Origin of the sequence: Streptomyces sp. NRRL F-5650, from assembly GCF_000721365.1 — a bacterium.
GTDB lineage: Bacteria > Actinomycetota > Actinomycetes > Streptomycetales > Streptomycetaceae > Streptomyces > Streptomyces ardesiacus.
In genome coordinates this window covers 53225-76524 of the sequence record NZ_JOGV01000029.1, presented here as the reverse complement: position 1 = coordinate 76524, position 23300 = coordinate 53225, and the positions used below count along the sequence as shown (strand labels likewise).

Here is a 23300-nt window from a genome sequence, read left to right as displayed (position 1 = left end):
CGCAAACAGGCAGGGAGGCTGCTTCCGTGGCTACCTTGACGGCTACGTAAGGCGACGCCCCCGCCCTGGGGCGGTTGCCCCGCGGCAGCTGGCCTCGCACTGTGTCCGTTGTGCAGGATCCACCCGAGATCACTCTCCTCAGTGGGTAGCGGCAGTGGCTGCCAGGCCGCCCACCAGCGGGCTGGGTTCGCCGTGCCAGACGATGGTGAGCGCGTCCCTGGCCCGTGTCGCGGCGACGAAGAGAAGTGATCGGGCCCGCTTGCACTCCGCCTGGTACCGGGCCTGGTCGGTGCGGCGCAATGCCTCCACGGAAGCCCTTGGGACAAGACCCCGTTGCACGCCCGCGATGACCATCCGCTGGTACTCAAGCCCCTTGAACCGGTACATCGTGCCGATGTGCACACCCTCGTCACCCCGAGGGCCGTCAGCCGTGATCTCGGTGGACACGATGCCGTTCTTCGCCAGCCGGGCCGCCACTTGGGTGACCATGTCGTTCGTCGGGACGCACACCGCGATGTCCTCACGACGGATGTCGTGCCAGGCCTTGATCTGCTCGGTGATCGCGTCCAGTTCATCCTCGGCGGAGTCGGTGCGTCGCACCACCGGCTCGCTCCCGTACAGCACCGAGCGGTAGCCGGCCAGGGTCTCCTCGTCGCCGTCCAGATCGTCGTAGCGCTCGTCGCCAAGCACACCGAGGGCGGACTTGAGGATTTCGCGGGTCGTCCGGTAGCTCAGGGTGAGCTTGGCGGAGCGGCCGCGGATGTGTACACCAAGGCTGCCCAGGGTGACGCGATTGTCATAGATGCGCTGGTGAGTGTCGCCGACCAGGAAGATGTCATCCGGCCCGGCGGCCACCATGGCCCGCAGCATCTTCCAGTGGGCAGCGGCCAGGTCCTGGGCCTCGTCCACGACGATGTGCCGGTACCGGTACCGCTGCCAGGCTCCGGTTGCCGACTCGGCGTGCACGTTGCCGAGACCGCCGCGCTCCTCCTTGTCCCGCGCCGCTGCCTCGATCCGTGCCGTGCGTTCTATCTCCAGACGAGCGGCCCGTTCGGCGACCTGACGGTGGGTCTCCAGGTTCTTCTCGTCGAGCCTCTGGGTGAACCTTTCGGTCAGCTGCCAGATGTCGGCCCGATCCGCGCGGGTGATGCTCCTGCCCCGTCCGGCTCGGCGCGCCTTGAAGTATCCGGCCCGGGAGTTGACCGCCTGGCCGAGGATGACCTGGGTCCACTCGTCCATCAGGAATTCGGCGTCCCACTTGGTCTCGCCGGTTTCGAGCAGTATCTGCCGCCACTCGTTCAGAGCGCGTGTGTCGTCGATACGGCTCTTGACTCTGCCTGGGTCCGCCTCCCGAACCACCCGGGTCGCCAGCTGGTCGACGTGCGCGATCTCCACCCGGGCCACGGTCTCGGGGCCACCGAGGGCCAGCAGCCGCGCGCGCAGGTCCGCGGCCAGGTTCTTGTTGAAGGTGGTCAGCAGGATCTGCTTGCTGTTGCCGGGGCCCAGCCGGTCCACGAGGTGCTTCACTCGATGCAGAGCGACAATCGTCTTGCCGGTGCCAGGACCCCCGCCGACCCGGGCCGGACCGGAGTACCGGCGCGTCACGAGACGCTTCTGGGTGGGGTGGAGGAAGACCTTCCAGCGCCCGAAGTCGCCCTCCTCGATGATGCTTTCGAGGTCCTTGTCGGTCGTGATCACCGTGGTGTCGGTGCGCTCGGCCGCCGCCTGGTAGTCCTCCGGGTCGACGTCCTTGACCTCGACCGGTTTGGTGACCTCTTCGAGGACCTGCTGATACGGGGTGTCGCGCAGCCGCAACAGCACCTCGCCGGTGTGCCGCGGGGCGTACTCGACGAGACCGAGCAGTTCCTCGTCGGAGGTCAGCCGGGCGACGACTGGGATCAGAGGCTCCGCCACACCAAGCTCCACGAGCTGCTCCGGCGTGACCTCGGCGAACAGCGGACGCTCCTGCACCGGCTGGGGCGTCGCAGGAGCCGGGTGGGACACCGACGGGCGTCCCTTGCGCAGCACACCAGACTCCACGATCTCCAGGTCGACGTAGTCGATGCTGCCGGTGATCTGGTTGATCCCGTACGAGAGACGGTCAAGGTTCTCGTACACCTGCCCCCGGTGCTTGACCGCGACCAGCAGCCACTCGGACTCGCTCAGGTGCAGCAGGAGGGCCCGGTAGTCGGCGTTGACGCGCGCGGAGTACAGGCGGTCGTGGCCTTCAAGCTGCTTCAGCCGCAGGCCCGGGTGGCGGGGGTTCGCCCTGAAGTCGTGCTGGAACTTGTAGACGGCACCGACGATCGCGCGGTCGAGCTTGACGATCTCCCGATCGGTCTTCTCCAGCAGGCGCAGCGTGACCTTGGTCGGTGCGGCGGAGGTGGGCGTGGTCATCGTTCGTCTGCTCCCGTACGGTCCGTTCCGGCGATACGTCGTGCGAGGTCGGCGGGGTTCCATTGGACGGCGGTCCGGGCGTCCCAGGCCGCCGCGGCGAAGGCCGCGTCGCGGTCGGCCGCCTCGTAGTCGGGGCCGTCGTCCTCCCTCGCGGCCAGGACGACGGCTGCCTTCGCGGCGGGCCAGGCCAGTTCGGCCTGCCACCCGGAGTCGTTCAACTCGTGGCCTGCCTCGGCCGCTGGTACACCCATGTCGGCGAGACGACGAGCGAGGTCTCGCAGCCCCGGCTCCTCTTCGTCGAGAAGGGGCAGCACTTCGTCCCAGGCAGGATCCCTGGCCACCCGGTGCTGCCCACCTGCCTGTCCTCCCACGCCTGCGGCGACCGAGAGCTGCGCGGCGTCGAAGAGCGGCAGCTCACTCGCGGCCAATTGCCGGGCGTCGCCCTCGCCTTCGGCGAGGAACTGCACGAGGTTGCCCCAGTACAGCCAGGCCTGCCAGCGGTGCTGGTGAGCCGTCAGGTCCTTGGTGACGGCTTCGGGACTGTCGTCCAGGACGGCGAGCGCGGTCCAGGCCGCGGCCACGGGGCCCGGCGTCATGTCGACCGCAAGGACGAGCGGGCATCCGCTCGCGTCGGCCACGCGTACCACCTGGACAGGCCCTTGAACACCCGGCGCGTCCTCCCCGCGAAGGTACTTGTCGACCCGGGTGGCCGCGTCCTGCACGGTCGTGGCCGTCCGAACCGCTTCCGGCAGCGCGATCAGACCGGACAGGGCCGCCTGGGTACGCAGTCGCCACCGCCGCAGATCGGGATCGGCGAGGAACTTCAGCAGCGTGACCACAGGGTTCTGCCAGACCGTGTCGCGCAGCTCGCGGGGATCGCCGCCGTACTGCCCCTGGAGAACCTGCCCCGCTATCCGCATGGCGTTGTTCTGGTACGGCTCCCAGGCCGGCCGGTCGGAGGCGGCGCCTTCACCGTCCCAGCGGGCCAGGTCGGTCCAGGTCAGCTGGAACACGACCCAGCCCTCGGCGCGGAGGCGGGCCCGGCGGGCCGCGTCCTCAGCGATGCGGTTGTGGTCAGCCGAGGCGTGGTACTGGAAGCCGTCGAGATAAACCGCGACACGCAGGGGTTCGGCATCCAGCCTGCGGACCACGAAGTCCGGGCGGGTCCAGCCGAGGTCCTCCTGGGGCTTGATCTGCCAGTGGACGACAGTGCGCCCGTCCGGTGCGGTGAGCCTGAGGTCCGTGGCAATGGTGCCGGACGGGTCCTGGGCGTGCCGGACACTCGCCTGGGTGTCCTTGCGGCGGGCCCAGGCCACGAGGCCTTCCAGGAACCGGGCTTCGAGTTCGCTCTCCACCTGGCGCCCCAGGGGGATCTCATGGGTGGCGGCGACGGGGGCGATCTGCCAGCCCTCGACCGCGTCACCCAGGACCTCGCGCAGCATGCCGAGCGCCGCCGCCCGGCTGACGTGCGCGTACTCCGTGCCCGAGACGTGGCGCAGCAGGCAGCGGTGGCAGGCCGCCTTGCCTTCCTCCTTGCAGGGGCAGGTGTCGATGCGGTGGCGTGCCGCTACGAGCACGTCCCGGAAGGTGGCCGGGTCGGCCAGGCGGTGCAGATAGCCGGTTCCGCCGGGGAGGGTGTCGTACACCACGAGGAAACGACGCCGAATCTCGCCGCCGCCCGACTGGTCGGGCATGGAGGCGACGACGGCCTCCAGGTGGTCGGGGTTGCCGCCGTAGGTCTCGGCGATACCCGCCCGCAGCAGCGCCTTGAAGGAGGACAGCCGCTCCTCCACGTGGGTCGTGGCAGCGGGCAGCAGGATGCGCAGGGCCTCGGTGTGCAGTTCGTGGGCGAGCAGCAGGGAGACGTCGCCGTCCGGGCGGCCTCGGCCTCGGAAGCGTGGGCACCAGGGCCGGTGGTGGGACCGGTCCGGGCGGCGGGCGAGGGATGGGCTCAGGGCGTCCGGGGCCTGCTCGGGCGCGGGCCGCCCCTTCGCCGTGGCGCCGCCGCACTGGGTGCACACGTAGAAGGGATTGAGCCGGACGTCCTCGCCCGCGAAGGAGTCGGTGGCGGGGACGTCGAAGCGGGTCTGCCCGAGGTTGAAGGCACGGACCGCGGCTCGTCGACTGAAGTCCCATCCGAAGGTGGCCTGTTGGTGCCGCCACGCGGACTCGATGTCCTCGGTGGGGATGTCCACGGCTGTGACGACGGTGTACGTGAGCCTCTCGCGGTCGTCGGACTCGTCCCTGACCCGGGCATCGTCGCGCCGGTCCCGGGAGGTGACGCGGGTGGGCTGGAGCACCCGGTGCAGACAGCCGCGGTCGCCGATGGCGCTGCCGTGACAGCGCGGGCAGGCGGTCGTGTCGTCCTCGGCCCGGTGTGTACGGACGTAGCCGCAGCTGGGGCACACCCGCCACACCAGCCACTTGGGGCGTTCGGCACTGCCTATGTCCAGGCCGGAGACCCGGTGCTTGTACCCCTTGAAGTAGAAGAGGTTCCCGGGAGCGTAGTCCGTGAGCGCGAGCCGGGCCGCCCGCTCGTGGCTGACGACCTTGCTGTCGTAGATGGTGGTCCCGTCCTCGCCCTCCTCGGTCCAGGTGAGGGTCGCCTCCAGTTCCGTACCACCGTCCACCAGGCTGTAGTTGGGCAGCAGGCCGAGATCGACCAGGGTGGTGTGAGCGCTCTCCCTGCCGATCTCGGCGAACCGGCGGGCGACGGCGGCCCGTTCGGCGCGCAGTTCGCGGTCCTGCCGGACGTGTTCGGGGTCGCCGGCGATGAGCTGGGCGCGGGCCTCGTCGATGGCGGTGAGGCGGCCGCGCAGGTCGGTCAGGCGTTCTTCCCAGGTGGCGACGGCTCGTTCGACGGCCGGGCGCAGTCCTTCGGTGGCGAAAGAGCGCAGGGCCTGAGCCGTCTCCTCGTCCACGGCGGGCACGTCGTCCTCGTTCACGAAGAGGGCCAGGAACTCCTCCACGAGATGCGCGCCCCGGGCAAGCGCGGCGTCCGTGAAGTCGTGCAGCCAGCCGGTGTCTCCGAAGAGGGCGGAAGCGAGTCGGGGTAGCGGGAGCACCTCGGGCGCGCCGTCCTCGTCGGGGCCGCGCAGGAGGCCGCGGGCCGCGAGGTCGACGAGGCGGGCCACGTACTGGCGGCGCAGGATCTCGGCGGCCGACAGGTAGCAGCCCGGCGGGTGGATCTCCCCCGCGATCATCTGCCGGGGCTCCTGCAGGTAGTAGAGGTCGCGCGGGCCGCGGTCGACGAGGGTGAGGAGGTAGGCGTTGCCGCTGGAGCGTCCGGCCCGGCCGACCCGCTGCACGTAGTTCGCGGGGCCCTTGGGCAGGGAGGCGAGCACCACGGCCGACAGGGCGCCGATGTCGATGCCGAGTTCCAGCGTGGGCGTGCAGGACAGCACATTGGGGTCGGTGTAGTGGGTGCCGCGTCGGAACTCGGCCTCGACGCTCTCCCGTTCCTTCCGGGTGAGGGCGCCAGTGTGCTCGGCGGTCACCACGGTGTAGGCGCCGGTCTCCCGGTACAGGCGCCGGTAGTAGTCCTTGGTGTAGTCGCGCAGGCGGGCCACCGACTCGCTGCCGGGCTCGGCCGCGCCTGCCAGCAGTTCTCCGGAGCACTGGTAGCGCGGGCAGGGCTGGCGGTGCCAGGCGTCCAGGTGGTCGGGGTGGACCGTCTGCTGCCAGGAGCAGACGGGGCAGCGCGCATAGGCGTCGCCCACGATGTCGTCGGCGAGTTTGCGGACCCGGATGTGGCCGGGCTGGAGGCCGTAGACCCGGGTCGCGCCGTCCTTGGCGGTGTGGACGCAGAGGATGCCGGCCTCGGCCAGGCGGGGCAGTAGGGCACGGACGAACTCGGCGGCCGCGTCGCGGGGCAGGCCCAGACAGCGCGTGGTCCAGTCCTGGTACCAGTTCTGGGCCGAGCCGAGGGTGTCGAACTGTGTCCTTTCCTTGGCCCGGTCGAGGAGGAAGGCGGGTGCCGAGATACCGGGCGGGAAGGCGGGCATGCCGGACGGCCGTCCGCCCCATACCAGCCAGCGTCGCACTCCGGCCTCGTCGAGCCAGGGATCGAGCCAGCGGTGGCGTACGGCGCCCCGGATGCGCAGCCGCTCCAGGAGGCCGCGGACGTAGCCGCGGAAGCGTTCCTCGTCCGGCACGGTCCCGTCCGCCAGGGCCACCAGGGCCGGGGTCCGCTGGAGCAGGTCCCGGACGATCTCGGTGGCCTGCCCGGGGTCGGGGAGGTCGACCTCGGCCGCGGCGGTACGGGTCAGTTCCAGGGTGCGGCCCTGCCGGGAGCGCAGGCCGAATTCGAGTACGGCGGCGAAGGACAGCCGCTCGCCGACCAGCTCCCAGGTGGCACGGCTGCCCTTGCTGCGGCCGGACAGCAGCAGGTCTACGCCGTGGATGTCGTGCAGGGCCGGGGGCGCGACGGCGGCGAGGACGTCACGGTCCACGACCTCGGCCAGACAGTCCGCCACGATGTCGTTGAGCGGCCGCGCGGTGTCCTCGTCCAGCTGGTCCGCCAGCAGGGCGCGCAGGGAGAAGTCGTAGGCGCGATTGGCGACGAAGCCCGCGCGGTGCGCGGCGTCCTGCACGGAGTCGTTGAACAGCAGCGTGCGCCGCTCCGGGCCGGGCGCCAGCTCGCCGCCGGTGAACAGCTGGGTGATAGAGGCGGCGGCCAGGGGGGCGAGTCCGCGGCCGAGGAAGCGGATGGCGTTGCCGGTGGCACAGTTGGGGCAGCGGTCGTCGGCGGCGGCCTGGTCGTTCATCAGGTCGACACGGACGAACGCGGCGTCCCTGAGCCCCTTGGCCGCATGGACGCCGTATGCGTCAGGCCGTTCGAAGTCCTTGTCGGGGTCGATGGGCCGGATACGGCCCTGTTCTCCGTCGAGAACGAAAACGGAGCCGCGCCGCCCCGTGTCCTCGGCGGGGTCGAAGGCGGACCGGTGGGCCTCGGCAACCGTGGCGGCGATCAGGGTGCGCACCAGCCGTTTGTCCCGGCTGAGCGATGCCTGGCGGATCTTCGCCGGGCTCATCTCCAGTTCGGCACGGTCGTGCTCGCGGGAGAGAGCGGCCCAGCCCGACCGCCCGCACTGTCGGCAGTGGACGGCGGGCAGGAAGACGTTCGCCGGTGGTACGGCGGAGTCGAGGGCCACCGCTGGCTCGGGCTCGTCGGCCACCGGTCCGTCGCCTGCGCCGGGGGCCGCCGTCTGTTCCTCCCGGGGCCGGTCCTCGTCCCAGCGGAACTCCGGCCTGGGTCCGATGCCGCGCAGTACGCGCGAGACCGACCGCACCCACTGGTGGACCTCCACCGTCAGCAGCGGCCGTGGTCGTTCCTCCGTGCTGTCGGAGCCCTGCGCGACGGACAGGAGGGCGATGAACCGGGACAGGGCCTGCGCGGCCTCCTCGGGCTGCTGCTGGACGGCCATGCCCCAGTGGTAGGCGTAGCGCGGCAGCGCGTCCATGATCTCGACGCGGGTCTTGGGCCGCCCGTCGAGGATTTCGAGGACGGCCGCGGTGAGCCGGTGGGTACGCAGGATCTCGCCGAGTTCGACGGGGGTCGGCGGGCGGTCGCGGTGCTCGTCGGGCCGCCTGGTGAAAACGTCCACGAGGCGGTCCATGGCGTCGGGATCGCGCAGGGGGTCGCCGAGGGTGATGACGTCCTGCGGGGCCGGGAAGGGCAGTGTGAAGTCCGACTTCCCGGCGAACTGCTGGACGGTCATCCGGTCCTCGCCGATCACCGAGTCCGGGCCGAACGGTGTGCCGAAGACCTGGGCCGCCACGTCGAGGATGGTGCCGCCGCCCTCGGCCGCCGGGAGGTGCAGGGCCCCCGTCACTGCTGGAGCGCTCTCCCCGAGGGTCGCAGAGGTGGCGACGGGGCACACGTCGCCGAGCGGGCGGCCGGGCCGTGCCTTGCCGGTGGCGGCACCGAGCCGTCGCATCAGCATGGCGACGTCCGTGCCCTGGGCTCCGTCGTAGGTGTGGAACTCGTCGACCACGACGTAGGCGAGGGCTTCGTCCTGCCAGAGCGGGATGTCCTCGGCGCGCTGGAGCAGCATGTCCAGCATCTTGTAGTTGGTGATGATGATGTCGGGGCGCCCGCCGCGGATGCGTGCCCGGTCCGTCTGCACGCGTGTGTAGCCGGTGGCGGGCTCGTCGCCGATATAGAGGGCGGCTGACACCTGGGCCAGGCGCGGGTCCTTGAGCTGCTCGTTGAGCCGTTGCGCCTGGTCGGTGGCGAGCGCGTTCATCGGGTACAGCAGGATCGCCTTGACGCCGTCCTGACCGGCCGCCCGCGCGCGGCGGCAGTGGTCGAGCACGGGCACCAGGAAGGACTCGGTCTTGCCCGATCCGGTGCCGGTGGTGATCAGGGTCGGCCGGGCCGGCCCGCGCAGTGTGGACAGCCGCTGCCAGGCCCGCGCCTGGTGCCGGTAGGGCTCGAAGCCTTCGGGCACCCATTGCAGAGCCGACTTCCAGCCGTTTCCGGCCGGCTTGAAGGGCGTGCGGATCCGCAGGTAAGGGCCGCGGAAGATGCCGTCCTGCTCATCGCGCAGGAAGTCCTCCAGCGCACGCCGTTCACCTTCGTCCGCGAGGGCGAACGTTGTGGTCAGGTACTGCGTGAGGCTGTCCCCGACCTGTTCGGCGGCGAGAGTGGGGCGCACCCGGTGGCTCCTTGTCCTGAACGACGGCTGGTACGAAGTCTCCTACATGGCTACGACATCTCATACGGCGCGAACCAGCAGGTCGGCCGGGATACTCGCGACCGGCTGGGGTTCCCGGTGCCCCTCGTACCCGAGGTGGACCTCTTCCCGCGCGCGGGTGAGGAGTACGTAGTACGTCATCCGCAGCGCGGCCGCTCCTGGGTCGCCGCTGTCGGTGTGGATGTCGGGAACGAAGACGCTGTCGAACTCCAGGCCCTTGGCGCTGGCCCGGTTGATGACACGGATGCCGGGCCGCCTCAGGTCGAGCGTGCGGTGGCGGCCCTCGGCGGCGGCGCCGACGTACACCTGGGAGCGCAGCCGGGGTGCGGCGCGCTCCAGGTGTTCGTGCAGGGCGAGTTGCTGCCGTGTCGTGCGCAGGATCACGCCGATGGTGCGCTGCGGATGCCGTTCGGCGTGCGCGACGAGCTGGGCCGCCAGGGCGCGCTGGTCGGCGTATCGCCACAACCGGGGAACGGGTCCGGCACGGGACGGCAGAGGCGGCGGGGTGGCTCCGGTGTGGAAGCGGACGGCGAGGGCCGCGACCGGCCGGGTCGTGCGGTGCCCGGTCGTGAGCTCGTGGCGTGCGCAGTCCCGCAACGCCGTGCTGATCTCGTCGAGGGTGGACTGGGTGTCGGTGATGCGTTGGCACTCGTCGGCGAAGACGGTGACGGGAACACCGAGCAGATGGCACAGCCGGTAGAAGGAACGGGGCAGGTCCTGGCCTTCGTCCACGACGACGGCGAACGGCTCGGCAGGCTCCTCCACCGCGGCGAGGGCGAACAGCTGGGACCAGTCGAACCAGTCCTCGGCCGCCTGCGGGGCTCCTTCGCCGGTACGGGCCCGGTGCCAGGCCTGGATCCACGCGTGCACGGTGGAGATCTCGACGTTCCCGTGGGCCGCCAGCGTCTGGCGCAGCAGGTTGGACCGGGTGAGCAGATGGACCCGTACGCCGGTGAGGGCGAGCAGGCCGGCGCGCTGGGCGGCGAGCACGCTCTTGCCGGACCCCGGCGGCCCGGTGACGAGGTGGTGCCCCTCGAACGGCAGGTCACGCAGCAGGTCCTGCTGTTCCTCACTGAGGTCCAGGTAGGTCAGCGTCACCGGTCATCGTCCTCGATCTCCCGGACGGCGAGCTCCCGGGCCGCCGTGATGACGTCCTCGAAGTAGCCGGGTACGCCCGCCCCGCCGACGAGCAGCACACGGTCGAGCAGCGCGTTGCCGGTCTCGCAGCTGGTCTCGGGCAGCAGACAACAGGCGTGGCAGGCCGCGCGGTTGAGATTCGCGTAGCCCTGTCCGGTGTGCTCCGCACACAGCGGGTCGGCCGAGCACCAGGCGGCGGCCTCGGTCAGCCGCAGCAGGGTCTCGGCGAGCCGGGGCGGCTCGCCCTGGCGGACGAGGCCGCCGAGGGTGCCCTCGGCATCCCCGGCGGCGGTGTAGACGAGAACGCCCGCCTGTGTGCCGCCGCCGGACCGGGCATATACGCGCTCGCGCAGGGAGGCGGTGGAGTACCCGGACTCGAAGGAGAGCTGTCGGACCAGCAGGTGGGCGAGGGTGTGCAACAGTACGAACCGGGGCAGCAGTTCGGGCCCGGTGAGGGCTTCGAGCCGGTCCTTCTGGAAGGCCCTGTCGAGGTCGTCCCGCATCCCGCGCACCCGGTTGCGTACGTCGCTGTCCCGCTCCCAGTCGGCCAGCCGGCGCTCGTCCAGGGCGAGGAAGACTCCCTCGCCGAACACTTCGACGGCGGGCAGCCAGCGGGCCCGCCTACCGGTGTCCACCGGGACGAACCTGGCGGTCGGGGTGACCCGGCTGAAGCCCTGGATGGCGCGCACCTCCCGGAGCCGGTCGGCCACGACCACGCGCGCGGCCTTGTCCCGCAGGTCGACCCATGGCGCCTCGGTCTCGTCCTCCAGCCCGAGCCCGGCGTCCCGGATGACGAAGTCTCGGGTGGGTTCCGGCGCGGGAGCGATGAAGGCGGCCCATTCATCGCTGCTCAGGTCCGGGTACACCACCTGGTGGGGGCGTTCGCCGGGCCCGTGGGCCGGGGCGCCGGTCTCCTCCGCGAGCAGGGCGTCGAGGAGGGCGTCATCGGCTCCGGTGTCCTCCGTGATCATCGATCGGATGATGGGGGCGCGCGGGCCGTCGGGCGTCTTGCACAGGGCGAGCCACATGTCGTGGAGGCGTACTTGTTCGGCGAGTTCGCCGTCCGTGGCGGACTCTTCGCTCTCGGGGATGTCGAGGGCCGAGTGGACGACGGGGTAGTAGAGGTTTCCGGCGGTGCGCTGGACGATCTGTACGGGCCCTGGGCAGTCCTTGGCCGCTTCGCTCCGCCGCTGCCACGGGTTACGGCCGGTGCACCGCATCCGCTTGGCCCCGAGGACGTCGAGCAGGTCCCGGGACGCGGCACGGCAGCCGTCGGCCGTGCACGCCACCGACAGGGCTTCCAGGCCGGTCGCCCGTTCCTCGAAACGGAACCGCAAGTGGTCCCGGTCCGGGCAGGACTCCCGCTGTTCCGGGGTGAGTTCAGAGTGCGCCCAGTACCACCAGTCGACGTCACCGAGATGGCCGGACGGGCAGATCTGGACGAACCGCATCGGGGTGAGCTGCCGCTGTGGCGAGCAGTTGCGGCAGCGCGGTGGCTGTCCCGGCCGCTCGTCGGCCACCCTCCAGTGCGTCATCCGTCGGCACGCCGGACAGAACAGCCAGGCGGGGAAGCGGATGTACGGCGGTCCGGCGGCGTCCGGGATGTCCCAGGCGTCGTGCGGGGCGGGCGGTGCCGCCCGGAATCCGCTGACGCCGAGACGCGCGGCGAGCCGGGGCGAGGAGACGGGCTGATGGGCTCGGGGCCAGTCGCCGATGCCCGCGGCGACGAAGGACTCGCCCTGGACGTCGAGGACGGCTCCGGTACCGAAGGGCACCACGGTCTGTGCCTGGCGCACCCGGCGGCGGCTCATGCGTCGGCTCCCTTCACCACGACCTGGCATTCCCGGTCGACGTTGCGCATGGAGTGCGGGGTCTCCCACAGGCCCCCGCCGCGGTCGAAGTCGCGCAGCAAATTGTGCTGGCCCTTGCCCTGGGTGCGGTAGTGCAGGCGCTTGCCGTCGCTCTGCGCCTCCCGCGCCGCCTCCTGCCAGTCCTGGAACAGCCGGAAGAGGTCGTCGCGGACCCCGGGCGCCGCCTCCGGGTCGCTGCGCCAGACCCACTCCACCAGCCGTTCCGCCTGGGTGCTCACGTCGGCGACCCGGTCGAGGACGTCACCGGCCGCGTCCTCTGCACTGAGCCCGAGGCCGTGCCGGACGAGCACCACGAGGGCCGCGTGCAGGGCACGTCTGCGGGAGGGCACGGACCAGGGCGTGACGGTGGTCGGCTCGACGTGCCGGTACAGGGCGGCGTGGTACGTGCCGAAGGTCTCGTAGTGCGAACGGTCGCGCGGCTTCGTGGCGTTGAGGAAGGTCACGACGAGTCCGGGCACGCCGTGCCGTCCCACTCGGCTGGTGGCCTGGATGTACTCGGCGGTGGCCTTGGGCTGGCCGAGCATCAGCATCAGGGCGAGGCGCTTCACGTCCACGCCCACGGACAGCATGTTGGTGCAGGGCAGCAGGGAGATCGCCGCCGGGTCGTCCCAGGGCTTCTCCAGCCGGTCGAGCACAAGGGGCTGTTCGCTGCGGTCCAGGCTGCTGGTGAGCTCCTGCACCTGTCCCTCGGTGAGCACCCGCCGCTCGGCGACCGGGCCCATGCCACCGAGCTGCGCGGGGATGTCGTCGGCCGCGGCGGTGACGGTGCGGCCCAGCTCGCGGAGGCTGTGGTGGTAGGCGACGAGGGTCCAGTAGTCGTCGCGGCGCTCCTCGGACAGTTGCAGCGGCCCCTGGAGGAGGGTGGCGGCGGTGGCGACGGTGGCGCGACCGGCGGTGTGTCCCTGTGCCATGACCCCGACGTACAGGCGGCCGGGCCGTTCGGTGTCGGGCTCCGCGAAGTACGAGGAGCGCGCGTCCAGGCCGGCGGGCGGGAAGAGCTGCACGGGCCGCCCGTACAGTCTGCGGACCTGTTCACCGGAACGGCGGATGGTCGCCGTGGAGGCGACGATCTTCGGCCCCTGCTGGGCGGGCGAGCACAGTTGCAGGATGGCCGCCTCGTACAGGCCGACAGTGGTGCCGAGCGGACCGGTCAGCAGGTGCAGCTCGTCCTGGATGACGAGATCGGGCGGCAGGATGCCGCCGCGCCCGAACAGCCGTCCGGCATCCCGTTCCCAGGCGAGCCGGGCGAACTTGTCGACCGTACCGAGGACGAACGTCGGGGGTTTGTCGTAGAGGTGGGCGTCGACGACGGCGACGGGGAGCTCGTCGTGGAAGGCGCAGTCGTCGCGGGGGCAGAAGAAGCGGAAGGACGAGGCGCGCGCGTCGATGCCGTAGTCGGCCCGGTCCGGGGACTTGCGTTCGGGCACGATGCGGGTGCCGCACCAGGGGCAGCGGTCGAGGATGAAGCGGTCGTCCGGGGTGGCGGCGGCACGCACCTCGTCGAAGGCTTCCACGGCCGACTGGTACGAGTTCGGGGTCGTCGCCTCGCCGACCCACAGGCCGATGGAGAAGGGCTCGCACCCGAGCGCCACCGGGTCGGCCCGCCTGAGGCGTTCCAGGGCACACACGGTGGTCGCGGCACGTTGGAACTGCTGTGTGGTCAGCAGCGACAGCGTGTACCGGCTCAGTACGGCGGTCCCGCCGCCCGAGGTGCCGCGCGGCCGGAGCCTGCGCAGGACCATCACGAAGGCGGCGAGCAGCAGATACGCCTCCGTCTTGCCACCACCGGTCGGGAACCAGATCAGGTCGACCGTCTCCCGGTCGGGATGGGACGGGTCGGCCGCGCCTTCCACCGCCATGAGGAAGAAGGCGAGCTGGAAGGGCCGCCAGGAGGCTGCCGGGTCGGGCGCCGGGTCCAGTTGTACGGCGGCACCGCGGGCGTGCCGTTGTCCGGCCTGGTCGGGTTCGCTGTGCCGCATCTGGAGCGCCATGGCGGCGTTCGCGGTACGGAAGGCCCGCCGCAGATCCTCGTTCTCGTCGGCGCACAGGGCCTGTACACCGGCTTCCATGCGCTGTACGGCGGTGGTGATCCGCTCCAGGATGCGCCGGGCGGCAGGCCGGGCCGAGGAGGGGACGTCCGTGGCCCACTGGTTGTCGCACCAGTCACGGTAGCCGCCCACGAACTCGTCCAGTTCCCGACGCAGTTGATCGACGGGGAGGGTTGCGTCGGCGAGCCGCTCCAGCAGCAGCACGGGCGTCCTCGGCCCCGCCGCCCGCACGGCGGGGACCTCGGTCTGCGGCATCACCTCGGCGTGGACACGGGTCACCCGCCCGTCGCCCGTGCGCTCCTCCCGCACGGCGCAACCATGGCCGACCGCGTGGGTCTCGACGTGCCGGTATTGGAGGCGGAGTTCCTGCTCCTCCTCGTCGCGGCTGGCGAGCCGGACACCGGGGTAGGGAAGTATCTCCCCGTCGACCGGCTCGACGCCGAGCCCCACCTGGAACAGCATGCTGTCCCACTGCCGTTCGCGCTCGGCGGCGCTGAGGGACTGGCGGGGCGCGCGGGCCGTGTTGACGAGGGCCACCGTGACCAGTCGTCCGTGTCCGAACGTCCGCCAGGTCACCCGGATCTCACCGCGTCCGTCGAAAACGAGGGCGCCCGGCTCCCCCGGCTTGAAGGAGCGCGGCTCGGCGGGCAGCGGGATGCGCTGCCAGCGGCGCCGACCGCGCTCGTCCCGCTCAGTGAGATAGCGGGCACCCTCGGCCGTGACACGGAGTTCGGCGGCCGTGGTGAACAGGGACAGTCCGAGAGAAGAGGGCAGCCAGGAGTTCGCTTCCGGCACGGGGTCGTCCCGTTGGGCGGTGTCCTCCCGCTGCTCCTCCGCTCCCGGTGCGTCGAGCACCTCGGCGGAGAGCGTCAACTGCCGGTGCAGGTCGGCGTCCTGGGGATACAGGGTGCCCATCAGGTACAACCGGTCGGGCGGGGAGGTCACCGTCTCGTGCTCGCCCTGGGCCGGCCCGACGAGCTGAGTGCGTACGAACGCGACAAGTTCTTCTCTGGGTCCCATGACCACCGTGTCCCCCATGCCGCCCCCTGCTGACCGAACGTACCGGTCCGCAAGATCGTATCCGGCATATGCCGCGCGGCGCCCACCGGATCGGGAAATCGCTCACATCCAGCCACAGGCGATGAACACAGCGTTCCCGCATCACAGGGCCGATTGTCAGTGGCCTGTGCCACAGTCTCCTCATGACGGCGGACGCACCGGGCACCCGGGGTAACAGGGTGCGTGAACTGCGCGGCGCGATGACGACGTTGCTGGCCGACCTGCACGGCCGCGCACGCGGCGGCCGGGTGACGGAGAACGAGTACAGAGCGGTGACAGCTCCTCTGGGGCTGGATTCAGAGGGCCTGAAACGGCTGGAAGTGGCTCTGGCGCAGCAGGGATTGGTCGTGGAGCGGGCCGCTGCCCCCGCCCGGGATAGGGTGCGTGTCGTCCGGGTCCTCGGACTCGCGCGCAAGTACGTCGCGGCGGGCATGGTCCCGGCGCCCGCGTTCGCCGGGCTGGTGTCGCTGTGCGGGCTGGACGCCGCGGAACGGGAGTCGCTGACCACGGCCCTGCGAGACGAGGGAGTGGTGATCGGCGCGATCCCGACTCCCCGGCGGGCGCAGGCGGAGGAGGCTCCGGAGGAGGAAGCCGAGACCGACGAAGAGCCGCAGGCGGACGAACTCGGCGGCAAGGGGGAGGTCCTCACGGACCTGGACGCCGCGATGGCCGCCGCGCGGGCCCGTATGAACGAGGACCGGTTCCGGCACACCGCGTGGAAGACGCTGCTGACCGCCGAGGAGGAGGTCGGGCTGAGTGTCCTCCTCAAGGGCGGGCCGGAGCACATCGACCACAAACCGGAGGAGGCCGAACTCGCAGCCCTCCCCGTCACCGACATCCGCCGCCGCGCCTACGACACGCTGGTCATGCACAACGTCCGGCTGGTGCACAAACTGGCCCAGCGCTTGCAGGGCCAGGGCCTCGACTACGAGGACCTGGTGCAGCACGGCGTGACCGGGGTGATGCACGCGGCCTGCCTGTTCGACCCGAGCAAGGGGTTCAAGTTCTCGACCTACGCGACCTGGTGGGCCCGGCAGGCACTGGAGCGGGCGCTGGGCAACGAGAGCCGGCTGATCCGCATCCCGGTGCACGTGCATGAGAAGGTGCGCAAGGTCGCGATGGTCGAGGCACGGCTGGCGTCTCAGGGACAGTCCCTCTCGGCGGCCGCGGTGGCCGTGACTGCGAACCTCACCGTGGCCGAGGTCGACGCGGTACGCCGGATCAGCCGGCCGACGGACTCCCTGGACCGCGAGATCGGTGACGGGACGCATCTGGGCGAGCTGGTGGCGACGCTGCATCTGGCGCCGACACCGGAGGAGGTGCTCGCGCCGAAGTACTCCCGGCAGCGGGTGGAGGAGCTGCTGGCCCGCGCCTGCCTCAGCGAGCGCGAGGCCGATGTGATGCGGCGACGCTGTGGGCTGGTTGGTGGAGAGCGACAGACGCTGGAGGAGATCGGCGAGGAGTACGGCGTCTCGCGGGAGCGGATCCGGCAGCTGGAGACCCGGGCCCGTGACCGGCTGAAGGAGGTGCTGGCGGGTGGGGTGCCAGCGCCTCGCGGGAAGCGGGGACGCAAGCGCAAGGCACCTGTACAGGAGGCGGCCCCGCCCGCATCCGCACCGGTCGAAGAGGCTCCTCGGCCGACGCCCTCGGTCAAGAGGGCGCAGATATCGGAGGGGCAGGGAACGCTGTTCTGATGGGTCAGAGGTCGGGGCGGATCTTGCTGCCGATGTGCGCGAGCCGGATTGCCCGCTCCTCCGGGACCAAGCGGAAGTAGATGCGGCCCATGCCCGGGGTGAAGCGGGCGTGCAGCTCGAAGAGGCGCCGCTCGCCGTCGAGGTCGGTGAACCAGCAGACCTCTCTGCGCGTCTGGCTCTCCGGAGTGACTTTGGTCTGCCATTCCGGTTCGTGCCGCGTCGCCGGGTCCCAGAGGGCCACCGCCGCCTCCAGCCGCTCCAGGCAGTTCCGTGCGGGCACGACCCAGCTAGGGTCCAGGCCGGTGAGGTGGCCTTCTGCGCGGGGCAAGAACTGGAGGTGCGGGTAGAGGTCGGCCCGGCGTTCCCAGATCTGACGGCCTGTGGCCGCTCTGGCCAGGCTCAACTCGCGGATCCAGGCCCGGTACTCGTCGACGTGCGGCAGGGAAGAGACGTGCCGGACGTCGACCGTCCCGTGATCGAACTCCAGGGATTCGTCGTCGAGTTCGACGAGTTCGCTACGTTCGAGGCTGACCGAGGAGGCCTCCCATTCAGGCGCCACCGGAAGACTCACGGCGATGCCGTCCATGAAGTGCGCGGCGCCCAGTCCCAGAACCTTCTCGCCCTCGTGACGGTACTCAAGATGGCCGTCGGCATCCGGCGCCGGATAGACGCTGCGCACGGGGGACCTGTTCTGGAGCGCCCTCAGCCGCAGCCAGCGGGCGTGGTTCTTCGGGCTGGCGCCGATCCATTTGCCGATCGGGTAATCCTTGGCAATCTCCAACGATGTGAGGCCGTCCTCGCTGACCAGCGAGGTCTCCGCCGGGTCCTCCTTGGCTACGGCGCGCACCACGTCGACGAAGTCGGCCATGGCCGCGTCGGCGCGCGTGTGGTCACAGGTCGTGGCCCACGACTTCTCGTTCAGGAACAGCAACGGCATACTCTTCCCCCCTCCCCGTCGGTTCGTCGTCAGTCCAGCAGCTGGTCGAGCGAGTTCTCCCACTCGTCGAAGAACCCCTCGGGCCACTGGGCGAGCATGCCGTCCTTGTCGATGCTGGGGCTGATGACCTCAGCGCCTGAGCCGTTGCCCCGGAAGAAGTGGACGACGGCGTCCTCCGGCTGAAGGGCGCCCTGTTTGACGGCGATGCGCACACCGTTCAGGACATGGTCGCTGTGGGTCTCGACGACCATCTGCGCCCCGGTGGCGGCAGCCGCGGAGATCAAGGCCGCCATCCTGCTCTGGCCCTTGGGGTGCAGGTGAGCCTCGGGGTTCTCCAGGAGGATCAAGCTGCCGGGGGGGGCGGTGAGACAGGCCACCACGATCGGCAGAGCATACGTGAGCCCGAAGCCGACGTTGGTGGGGCGGCGGCGGCGGGTCGCGTTGATGCCCGCCGTGCCGCCGAAGCCGTAGGAGAGGCGGACGTAGTCGGTGCCCTCGATGGCGTCGGCCTGGAGGTTGACGCCGGGGCAGAGCTCCTGCATCCAGGCGACGGTCTGGTCGCGGAGCTGAGGTGAGGAGGCGTCGGGGTGGCGCAGTGGACCGTCGGGAACCTCCCTCTCGCCGTAGTGGCGGAGGAAGTTGACAGTGTGTTCGCCGCGTACGCCGAGGAAGCCTCGGTCGATGGCAACCTGGCGGGAGCGCGGATAGGTGACGGCCGGGGTGATGCGATCAGCGTGCAGGTATTGGAACGGAGCGGAGACGAACGGCAGGGTCCCCCCTCTCACCCGCATCTGCATCACATCCTCGTCGGGTTCTTCCGGATCGTAGAGACCGACGAACTGGAACGACTCACCTGCGTCGACCAGGAATCCGACCGCGGGACCCCCGACGTCCGCGAGTTCGTCCGCGAGGCCGAAGTCGTCGTGCAGGACGTCCCGCGCACTGCCCAGCTCCACCAGCTCACCGTTGAGCAGCAGTCCCTGCCCTCCGTTGTCGACCGACTGACGGAGCAGCGCGAGGGCCTGCAGAACGCTGCTCTTTCCGGACGAGTTCAGGCCAGTGAGCAGGGTCAGCGGGCCCAGCGGGAGTTCCAGGCGGCGAAACGCCTTGAAGTTGACCAGGGTGAGACGGGTGATCACTGTCGGCTGTCTCCAGGTTCAGGAGAGGAGGTCTTCGAAGAGTTCCTGTACGGCGTCGAATCGCTTCCGTACCTTCTTGGGGTCACCGGTGGCCACGGAGATGGACCGTTCGAACTCCGAGTCCTCCATGAGGTCCGCGAACGCCTCCAACACGTCCAGCTGTACCAGCTTGGCGTGGTCATAGGAGTCGAGCCAGGCCAGGTTCACCGCGACGGTCTCGAACAGGGCCTTGTTGATCGGCGACTTGCGCTGCTGCCCTGCCCGGTACTTACGGAAGGCGTGTTGCCCGAAGATGCGCTCGGCCGCTGACATCGCGGTACGGAACTCCACCCGCAGGCGCTCTTCTTCCTCAGCGGGGAGGCGGTTGATGCGGTGCATGGCGTCCGCCAGAAAGGCGTCGAAGTCGCCGAGCCGGTAGTCGTCCGGCGAGGTCAGACGGAAGGCCAGGAAGCGCAGAGCCATCTCACGGTCGGCCATCCGGTCCCCGACCACGCTGCCGCCGGTGGCGTAGCGGAACTCGTCGGACTCAGCCAGCTCGGCGAGGAAGCTCCTGGCGCGGCCAGGGATCAGCGCGTGCCGGATCTCCTGCCGGGCCAAAGGCTCACCGCCGGTGTTAATGCGAGCGAAGACATTGAACATGACGGGCTCGGGCGTGCCGCGCCGGATGACATGGACGACGACCTCGGTCTCCCTCAGTCGGATCTGGAGCTTGCCGGAGAGATCACCGAAGTCCGCCCCCGCGAAGTTACGGAGATACTCCAGTCCCTTCAGTTTCAACGGCGGAGCACCCACCGTCGTGGCGTCCATGAAGCGCGCGATCGAGGTCAGGCGCTGGATACCGTCCACGATGGTCCAGCTGCCGTCCTTCTGCTCGGCGGCGTAGAAGGACGGGATGGGGATGCGCAGGAGCAGCGACTCGATCAGGCGGCTCTGCTTCTCGTCCGTCCAGATGCCGGCCCGGCGCTGGAAGTCGGGGGCGAGGTCGATCATCTCGCTTCGGAGCCGGGAGAGCAGCAGGTCGACCGTGGACGTGCGGGTCTCGATGTCGATGCGTTCGGGGTCGAAGGGCGAGGTGATCTGGTCGACGCCCTCGTCGGTGTCCTCCCGCTCGACATCGGTGGGCTGGCCGTCGGAGGTGGTCTCCCTAGCCGTGAGCATGAGGTCATCCAGGGTGGGGAAGCCGTCCTCTCCCGCCGCCTCCTGGTACCGCTCGTACACCGACCGCCGGTCCCGTGTACGCCCCTGGCTGCTGTCCTCCAGCCCGGCCATGTCGTCTCGTCGCCCTCGCCCTCGTGTCGTGCCCGGATCATCGCTCGGTCCTGGTCGTCTCTCACCCTACCGGCCGTGATCCCGCGGTGACGGGTGAGTGCTCGGCGCACTGCGAACAGGGAGCGGGTGGAACGGGCACCGGACGGCGGCTCGGCTCCTCGTCCGTCACCGCCGGCTCGCTGTCGCCGGTGGACAGACCGCCGACGAGAAGTTCCCGAGCACGGTGCAGGGCTTCCCGGAGCGGCGGGCAGACCAGGGCGACGCTCGCCAGCCCCGCGGCCGCCAGTAGCTCCGAGACTGCTCCCCCGCCGGGAAAGAGCACCGCCCCGGCGAGCAGGCCCACGGCCACCGCCACCTTGCCCGCCCCCGCCAGCAGGCGGCTCCGGAGTGGCTCGGCCGCGGTGGCCGCCGCGTCCAGTTCCGGCGCGTCCGTGAGGAGCGTGGCGTCGATGATCACCAGGCTGTCGCGCTGTGCGCGCGGAAGGCAACTGTGACGAAGGGCGCCGGCAACCAGCCGGGACAGGTCGCGTACGGCGGTGTCGCGATCCGGGCCCTCGCCGAAGAGGTAGCGTTGGTTGGCCTCGGCGAGGGCCCCGATCAGGCGTTCCGTGGTCTCACGCACGCGCGTGCGGGCGGCAGGCGGCATACGGCGAGTGGTATGCCGTGCCTGGACGCGCAAGGCTTGGCACAGGCGGCCGAACGCTCTCCCGTGGATGTCGAGCGCCGAGTCCTGTGGGCGGCGGTCATCCGTGATGAGCAGCGTCTCAAGGAAGCGGACGGCTTCCACCGTGAGGGCCCCGGCCGCGTCGGAGACCGCAGCGGCCCGTTCGTCGGCGGCCATGAGCGCGATGGAGACGACGCCGAAGCCGGTGACGGCGGCGAACATCCAGAACGGCGTGGCAGACGTACGGGCCCACGACGTCGCCCACCAGAAGGGGAGCACGACGATCAGCAGGGGCACGGCCTGGAGGAGTACGGAGACGCACCGGCCGACGACGATACGGTGCCATCGCTCGACGAGTGCGTCTTTCCCTGGCCAAGCTTCCGCCGGTACCCCTCTCCGTTCCAGCTCCGCCAACAGCACCTCCACGCGACGTTCACAGGCGCCGCGCCTGATCCGTCGCACAACCGGAATCCGGTACAGCCGATCGCCCAGCACACGGGAGCGGCTCTGCCACAGCAGGGCGATCATCGCCGTCTCGAAGAGGGTCCAGTAGCCCCAGAAGAACGCGAGGTTCTCGAATACGGTGCGCGTCATGACCATCAGGCTCGCAGGCGCCACTGACAGTCACTCCAGGGCGACTTCGCACCAGACGGTCTTGGTGTACGGGTCGCCACAGGTCGTTCCCCAGTGGGTGGACAGGGTTTCGACGAGGAGGAGACCCCGGCCGGAGTCGTCGTCCGGGGAAGGCGGCGGGAGAGTGCCGGGCGTGGGCGGGCGGTGGGCGGGGCGTGCGTCGGTGAGTTCGATACGGAGCGTGGCGTCCTCGGGGTGGAGGGTGAGGCGGAGGCGGAAGTCGCGGCCTCTGACGCGGCCGTGCAGGGTTGCGTCCGTGGCGAGTTCGGACACGAGGAGGGTGGCGATGTGGTTGCCCTCGGTGTCGTACGGCCAGCCCCAGGTGTGGAGTTGCCCGGCTGCCAGGTGACGGGCGAGGCGGGCGCCTCTCGGGGTGGCGGAGAGGCGGATGGTGAAGTGACGGGTGGGGGTGGTGGGTTGAGCGGGGTCGGGATGAGGTGCTCTCGTGGGTGCAATATCGGCGTTCATGTCACTCAGCGTGGTCGGCCGACCCTACTCTGAACAGCAACGACGACGGTACGCAGCGTCACTGTCCGGGAGCTGTCCGGCTCTGTCCGGGCGGTGTGGCGTTACGCGGCGCGCCGGCGGGGAGTTGGGTACGGGCGGCACGTGGAGGTGTCCGGGCGTGGGTGTGACGGGGCAGGGGTCGCAGCAGAACGGTGACGGGATGGAGCCGTACGGCGCCGACGACGAGGAGTCGGCGGCGGTACTGCGGACGGTGGGCAAGATGCTCAAGACGTGCCGGGAGCGGAAGGGGCTCACGCAGGCCGAGTTGGGGGCGGCCATCGGGTACAGCGAGGAGCAGGTGTCCTCGGTGGAGCGGGGGCGGCGGGCGCCGAGTGCGAAGTTCCTGGACGCGGCGGATCGGGTGTTGGACGCGGGTGGGTTGATCGCCGGGTTGAAGAAGGAGGTGGAGGAGGCTCGGCATCCGAAGAAGGTTCGGGATCTAGCGAAGTTGGAGGGGGAGGCGGTTGAGATCTGCGCCTACGACAACTCCGTCGTCAACGGGCTCTTGCAGACCGAGGAGTATCTGAAGGCGGTGTTCGGGTCGCGGCGGCCGGCGTTCTCGGAGGAGGAGGTGGAGCGGCTTGTCGCTGCGCGGCTGGCTCGGCAAGGGATCATCGACGGAAACGGGATGGCTCCCGCCTTCAACTTCGTCCATGATGAGGCTGCCCTGCGTCGGCCGGTCGGAGGCAAGATGGTATTGCGCCGACAGCTCGAACGGCTGTTGGAGGTCGGGCAGATGCGGAACGTGGAGATCCAGGTGCTGCCCATGGACAGCGAGGACAACGCCGGTCTCGACGGCCCCTTCCATCTGCTGCGGCTGAAGGAGGGCACCACCGTGGGGCACAGCGACATCCAGCTCGTCAGCCGACTGATCTCGGACCGCAGGGAGGTCCAGGTCCTCGAACTGCGCTATGGGATCATCCGAGCGCAGGCCCTCACCCCACGACAGTCGCTGGCCTACATCGAGAAACTGCTTGGAGAGACATGAGCCTCAAGCCCTTGGCCGGTGACGGCACCGACCTGGAGTGGTTCAAGAGCAGCCACAGCAATCCCGACGGAGCTGCCTGCGTCGAGGTCGCTTGCACTCCGGGGACCTTCCACGTACGGGACTCCAAGTGTGCACAGAGCCCTCAGCTCGCCTTCGGCGCGCAACAGTGGGCCGCCTTCGTTTCGTACGCCGCCGATCACTGACGTACGACATGCTGACGCCCCGCATCCGGTTCCGTACCGGGCGCGGGGCGTCGGCG

Annotated in this window: 13 protein-coding genes; 3 read left to right on the top strand and 10 right to left on the bottom strand. The window is 70.4% G+C overall.

Features of this window, described 5'->3' with window-relative positions:
• Positions 1-138: 138 nt before the first annotated feature.
• The 5 genes from IG88_RS0123640 to IG88_RS0123620 are packed head-to-tail and all read right to left on the bottom strand — an operon-like array spanning position 139 to position 15171.
• Positions 139-2397, bottom strand: coding sequence for a UvrD-helicase domain-containing protein (locus tag IG88_RS0123640; RefSeq protein WP_031044645.1), 2259 nt, complete (start codon positions 2395-2397; stop codon positions 139-141).
• A complete protein-coding gene (locus tag IG88_RS0123635; RefSeq protein WP_031044643.1) occupies positions 2394-9056 on the bottom strand; it encodes a DEAD/DEAH box helicase in 6663 nt (2220 codons plus the stop codon). Before IG88_RS0123635 ends, IG88_RS0123640 begins: the two co-directional genes overlap by 4 nt.
• Positions 9057-9116: 60 nt before the next feature.
• Positions 9117-10193, bottom strand: coding sequence for an AAA family ATPase (locus IG88_RS0123630; RefSeq protein WP_031044642.1), 1077 nt, complete (start codon positions 10191-10193; stop codon positions 9117-9119).
• The gene (drmB, locus tag IG88_RS0123625; protein ID WP_031044640.1) at positions 10190-12043 is read right to left on the bottom strand and encodes a DUF1998 domain-containing protein; all 1854 of its coding nucleotides are present in this window, start codon (positions 12041-12043) and stop codon (positions 10190-10192) included. Before drmB ends, IG88_RS0123630 begins: the two co-directional genes overlap by 4 nt.
• Positions 12040-15171 carry a helicase-related protein gene (locus IG88_RS0123620; protein ID WP_031044637.1) on the bottom strand — a complete coding sequence of 1044 codons (3132 nt, stop codon included), beginning with the start codon at positions 15169-15171 and terminating at the stop codon, positions 12040-12042. The genes drmB and IG88_RS0123620 overlap by 4 nt, the downstream gene beginning before the upstream one ends.
• Positions 15172-15353: 182 nt before the next feature.
• On the opposite strand from IG88_RS0123620, the gene IG88_RS38930 reads away from it, so the two are divergent.
• On the top strand, positions 15354-16904 hold the full coding sequence (locus IG88_RS38930) for a sigma-70 family RNA polymerase sigma factor (RefSeq protein ID WP_078861580.1): 1551 nt from the start codon (positions 15354-15356) through the stop codon (positions 16902-16904).
• Between the two features lie 4 nt (positions 16905-16908).
• Here IG88_RS38930 and IG88_RS0123610 read toward each other — a convergent pair whose 3' ends face one another.
• From IG88_RS0123610 to IG88_RS0123590, 5 genes are all read right to left on the bottom strand, one after another.
• Positions 16909-17841 carry a hypothetical protein gene (locus tag IG88_RS0123610; protein WP_031044631.1) on the bottom strand — a complete coding sequence of 311 codons (933 nt, stop codon included), beginning with the start codon at positions 17839-17841 and terminating at the stop codon, positions 16909-16911.
• A gap of 29 nt (positions 17842-17870) precedes the next feature.
• Positions 17871-18980, bottom strand: coding sequence for an AAA family ATPase (locus IG88_RS0123605; protein ID WP_031044629.1), 1110 nt, complete (start codon positions 18978-18980; stop codon positions 17871-17873).
• 18 nt (positions 18981-18998) lie between these two features.
• Positions 18999-20249: a DUF262 domain-containing protein gene (locus IG88_RS0123600; RefSeq protein WP_031044626.1), complete on the bottom strand. Its 1251-nt coding sequence runs from the start codon at positions 20247-20249 to the stop codon at positions 18999-19001.
• A 61-nt stretch (positions 20250-20310) separates the two neighbouring features.
• Positions 20311-21531, bottom strand: coding sequence for a hypothetical protein (locus IG88_RS0123595; protein ID WP_031044622.1), 1221 nt, complete (start codon positions 21529-21531; stop codon positions 20311-20313).
• 6 nt (positions 21532-21537) lie between these two features.
• Positions 21538-22014: an ATP-binding protein gene (locus IG88_RS0123590; RefSeq protein ID WP_031044617.1), complete on the bottom strand. Its 477-nt coding sequence runs from the start codon at positions 22012-22014 to the stop codon at positions 21538-21540.
• 199 nt (positions 22015-22213) lie between these two features.
• On the opposite strand from IG88_RS0123590, the gene IG88_RS0123585 reads away from it, so the two are divergent.
• Together IG88_RS0123585 and IG88_RS0123580 are read left to right on the top strand one after the other, a co-directional pair.
• On the top strand, positions 22214-23041 hold the full coding sequence (locus IG88_RS0123585) for a helix-turn-helix domain-containing protein (RefSeq protein WP_031044614.1): 828 nt from the start codon (positions 22214-22216) through the stop codon (positions 23039-23041).
• Positions 23038-23244 carry a DUF397 domain-containing protein gene (locus tag IG88_RS0123580; RefSeq protein ID WP_031044612.1) on the top strand — a complete coding sequence of 69 codons (207 nt, stop codon included), beginning with the start codon at positions 23038-23040 and terminating at the stop codon, positions 23242-23244. The genes IG88_RS0123585 and IG88_RS0123580 overlap by 4 nt, the downstream gene beginning before the upstream one ends.
• The last annotated feature ends 56 nt before the right edge of the window (positions 23245-23300 follow it).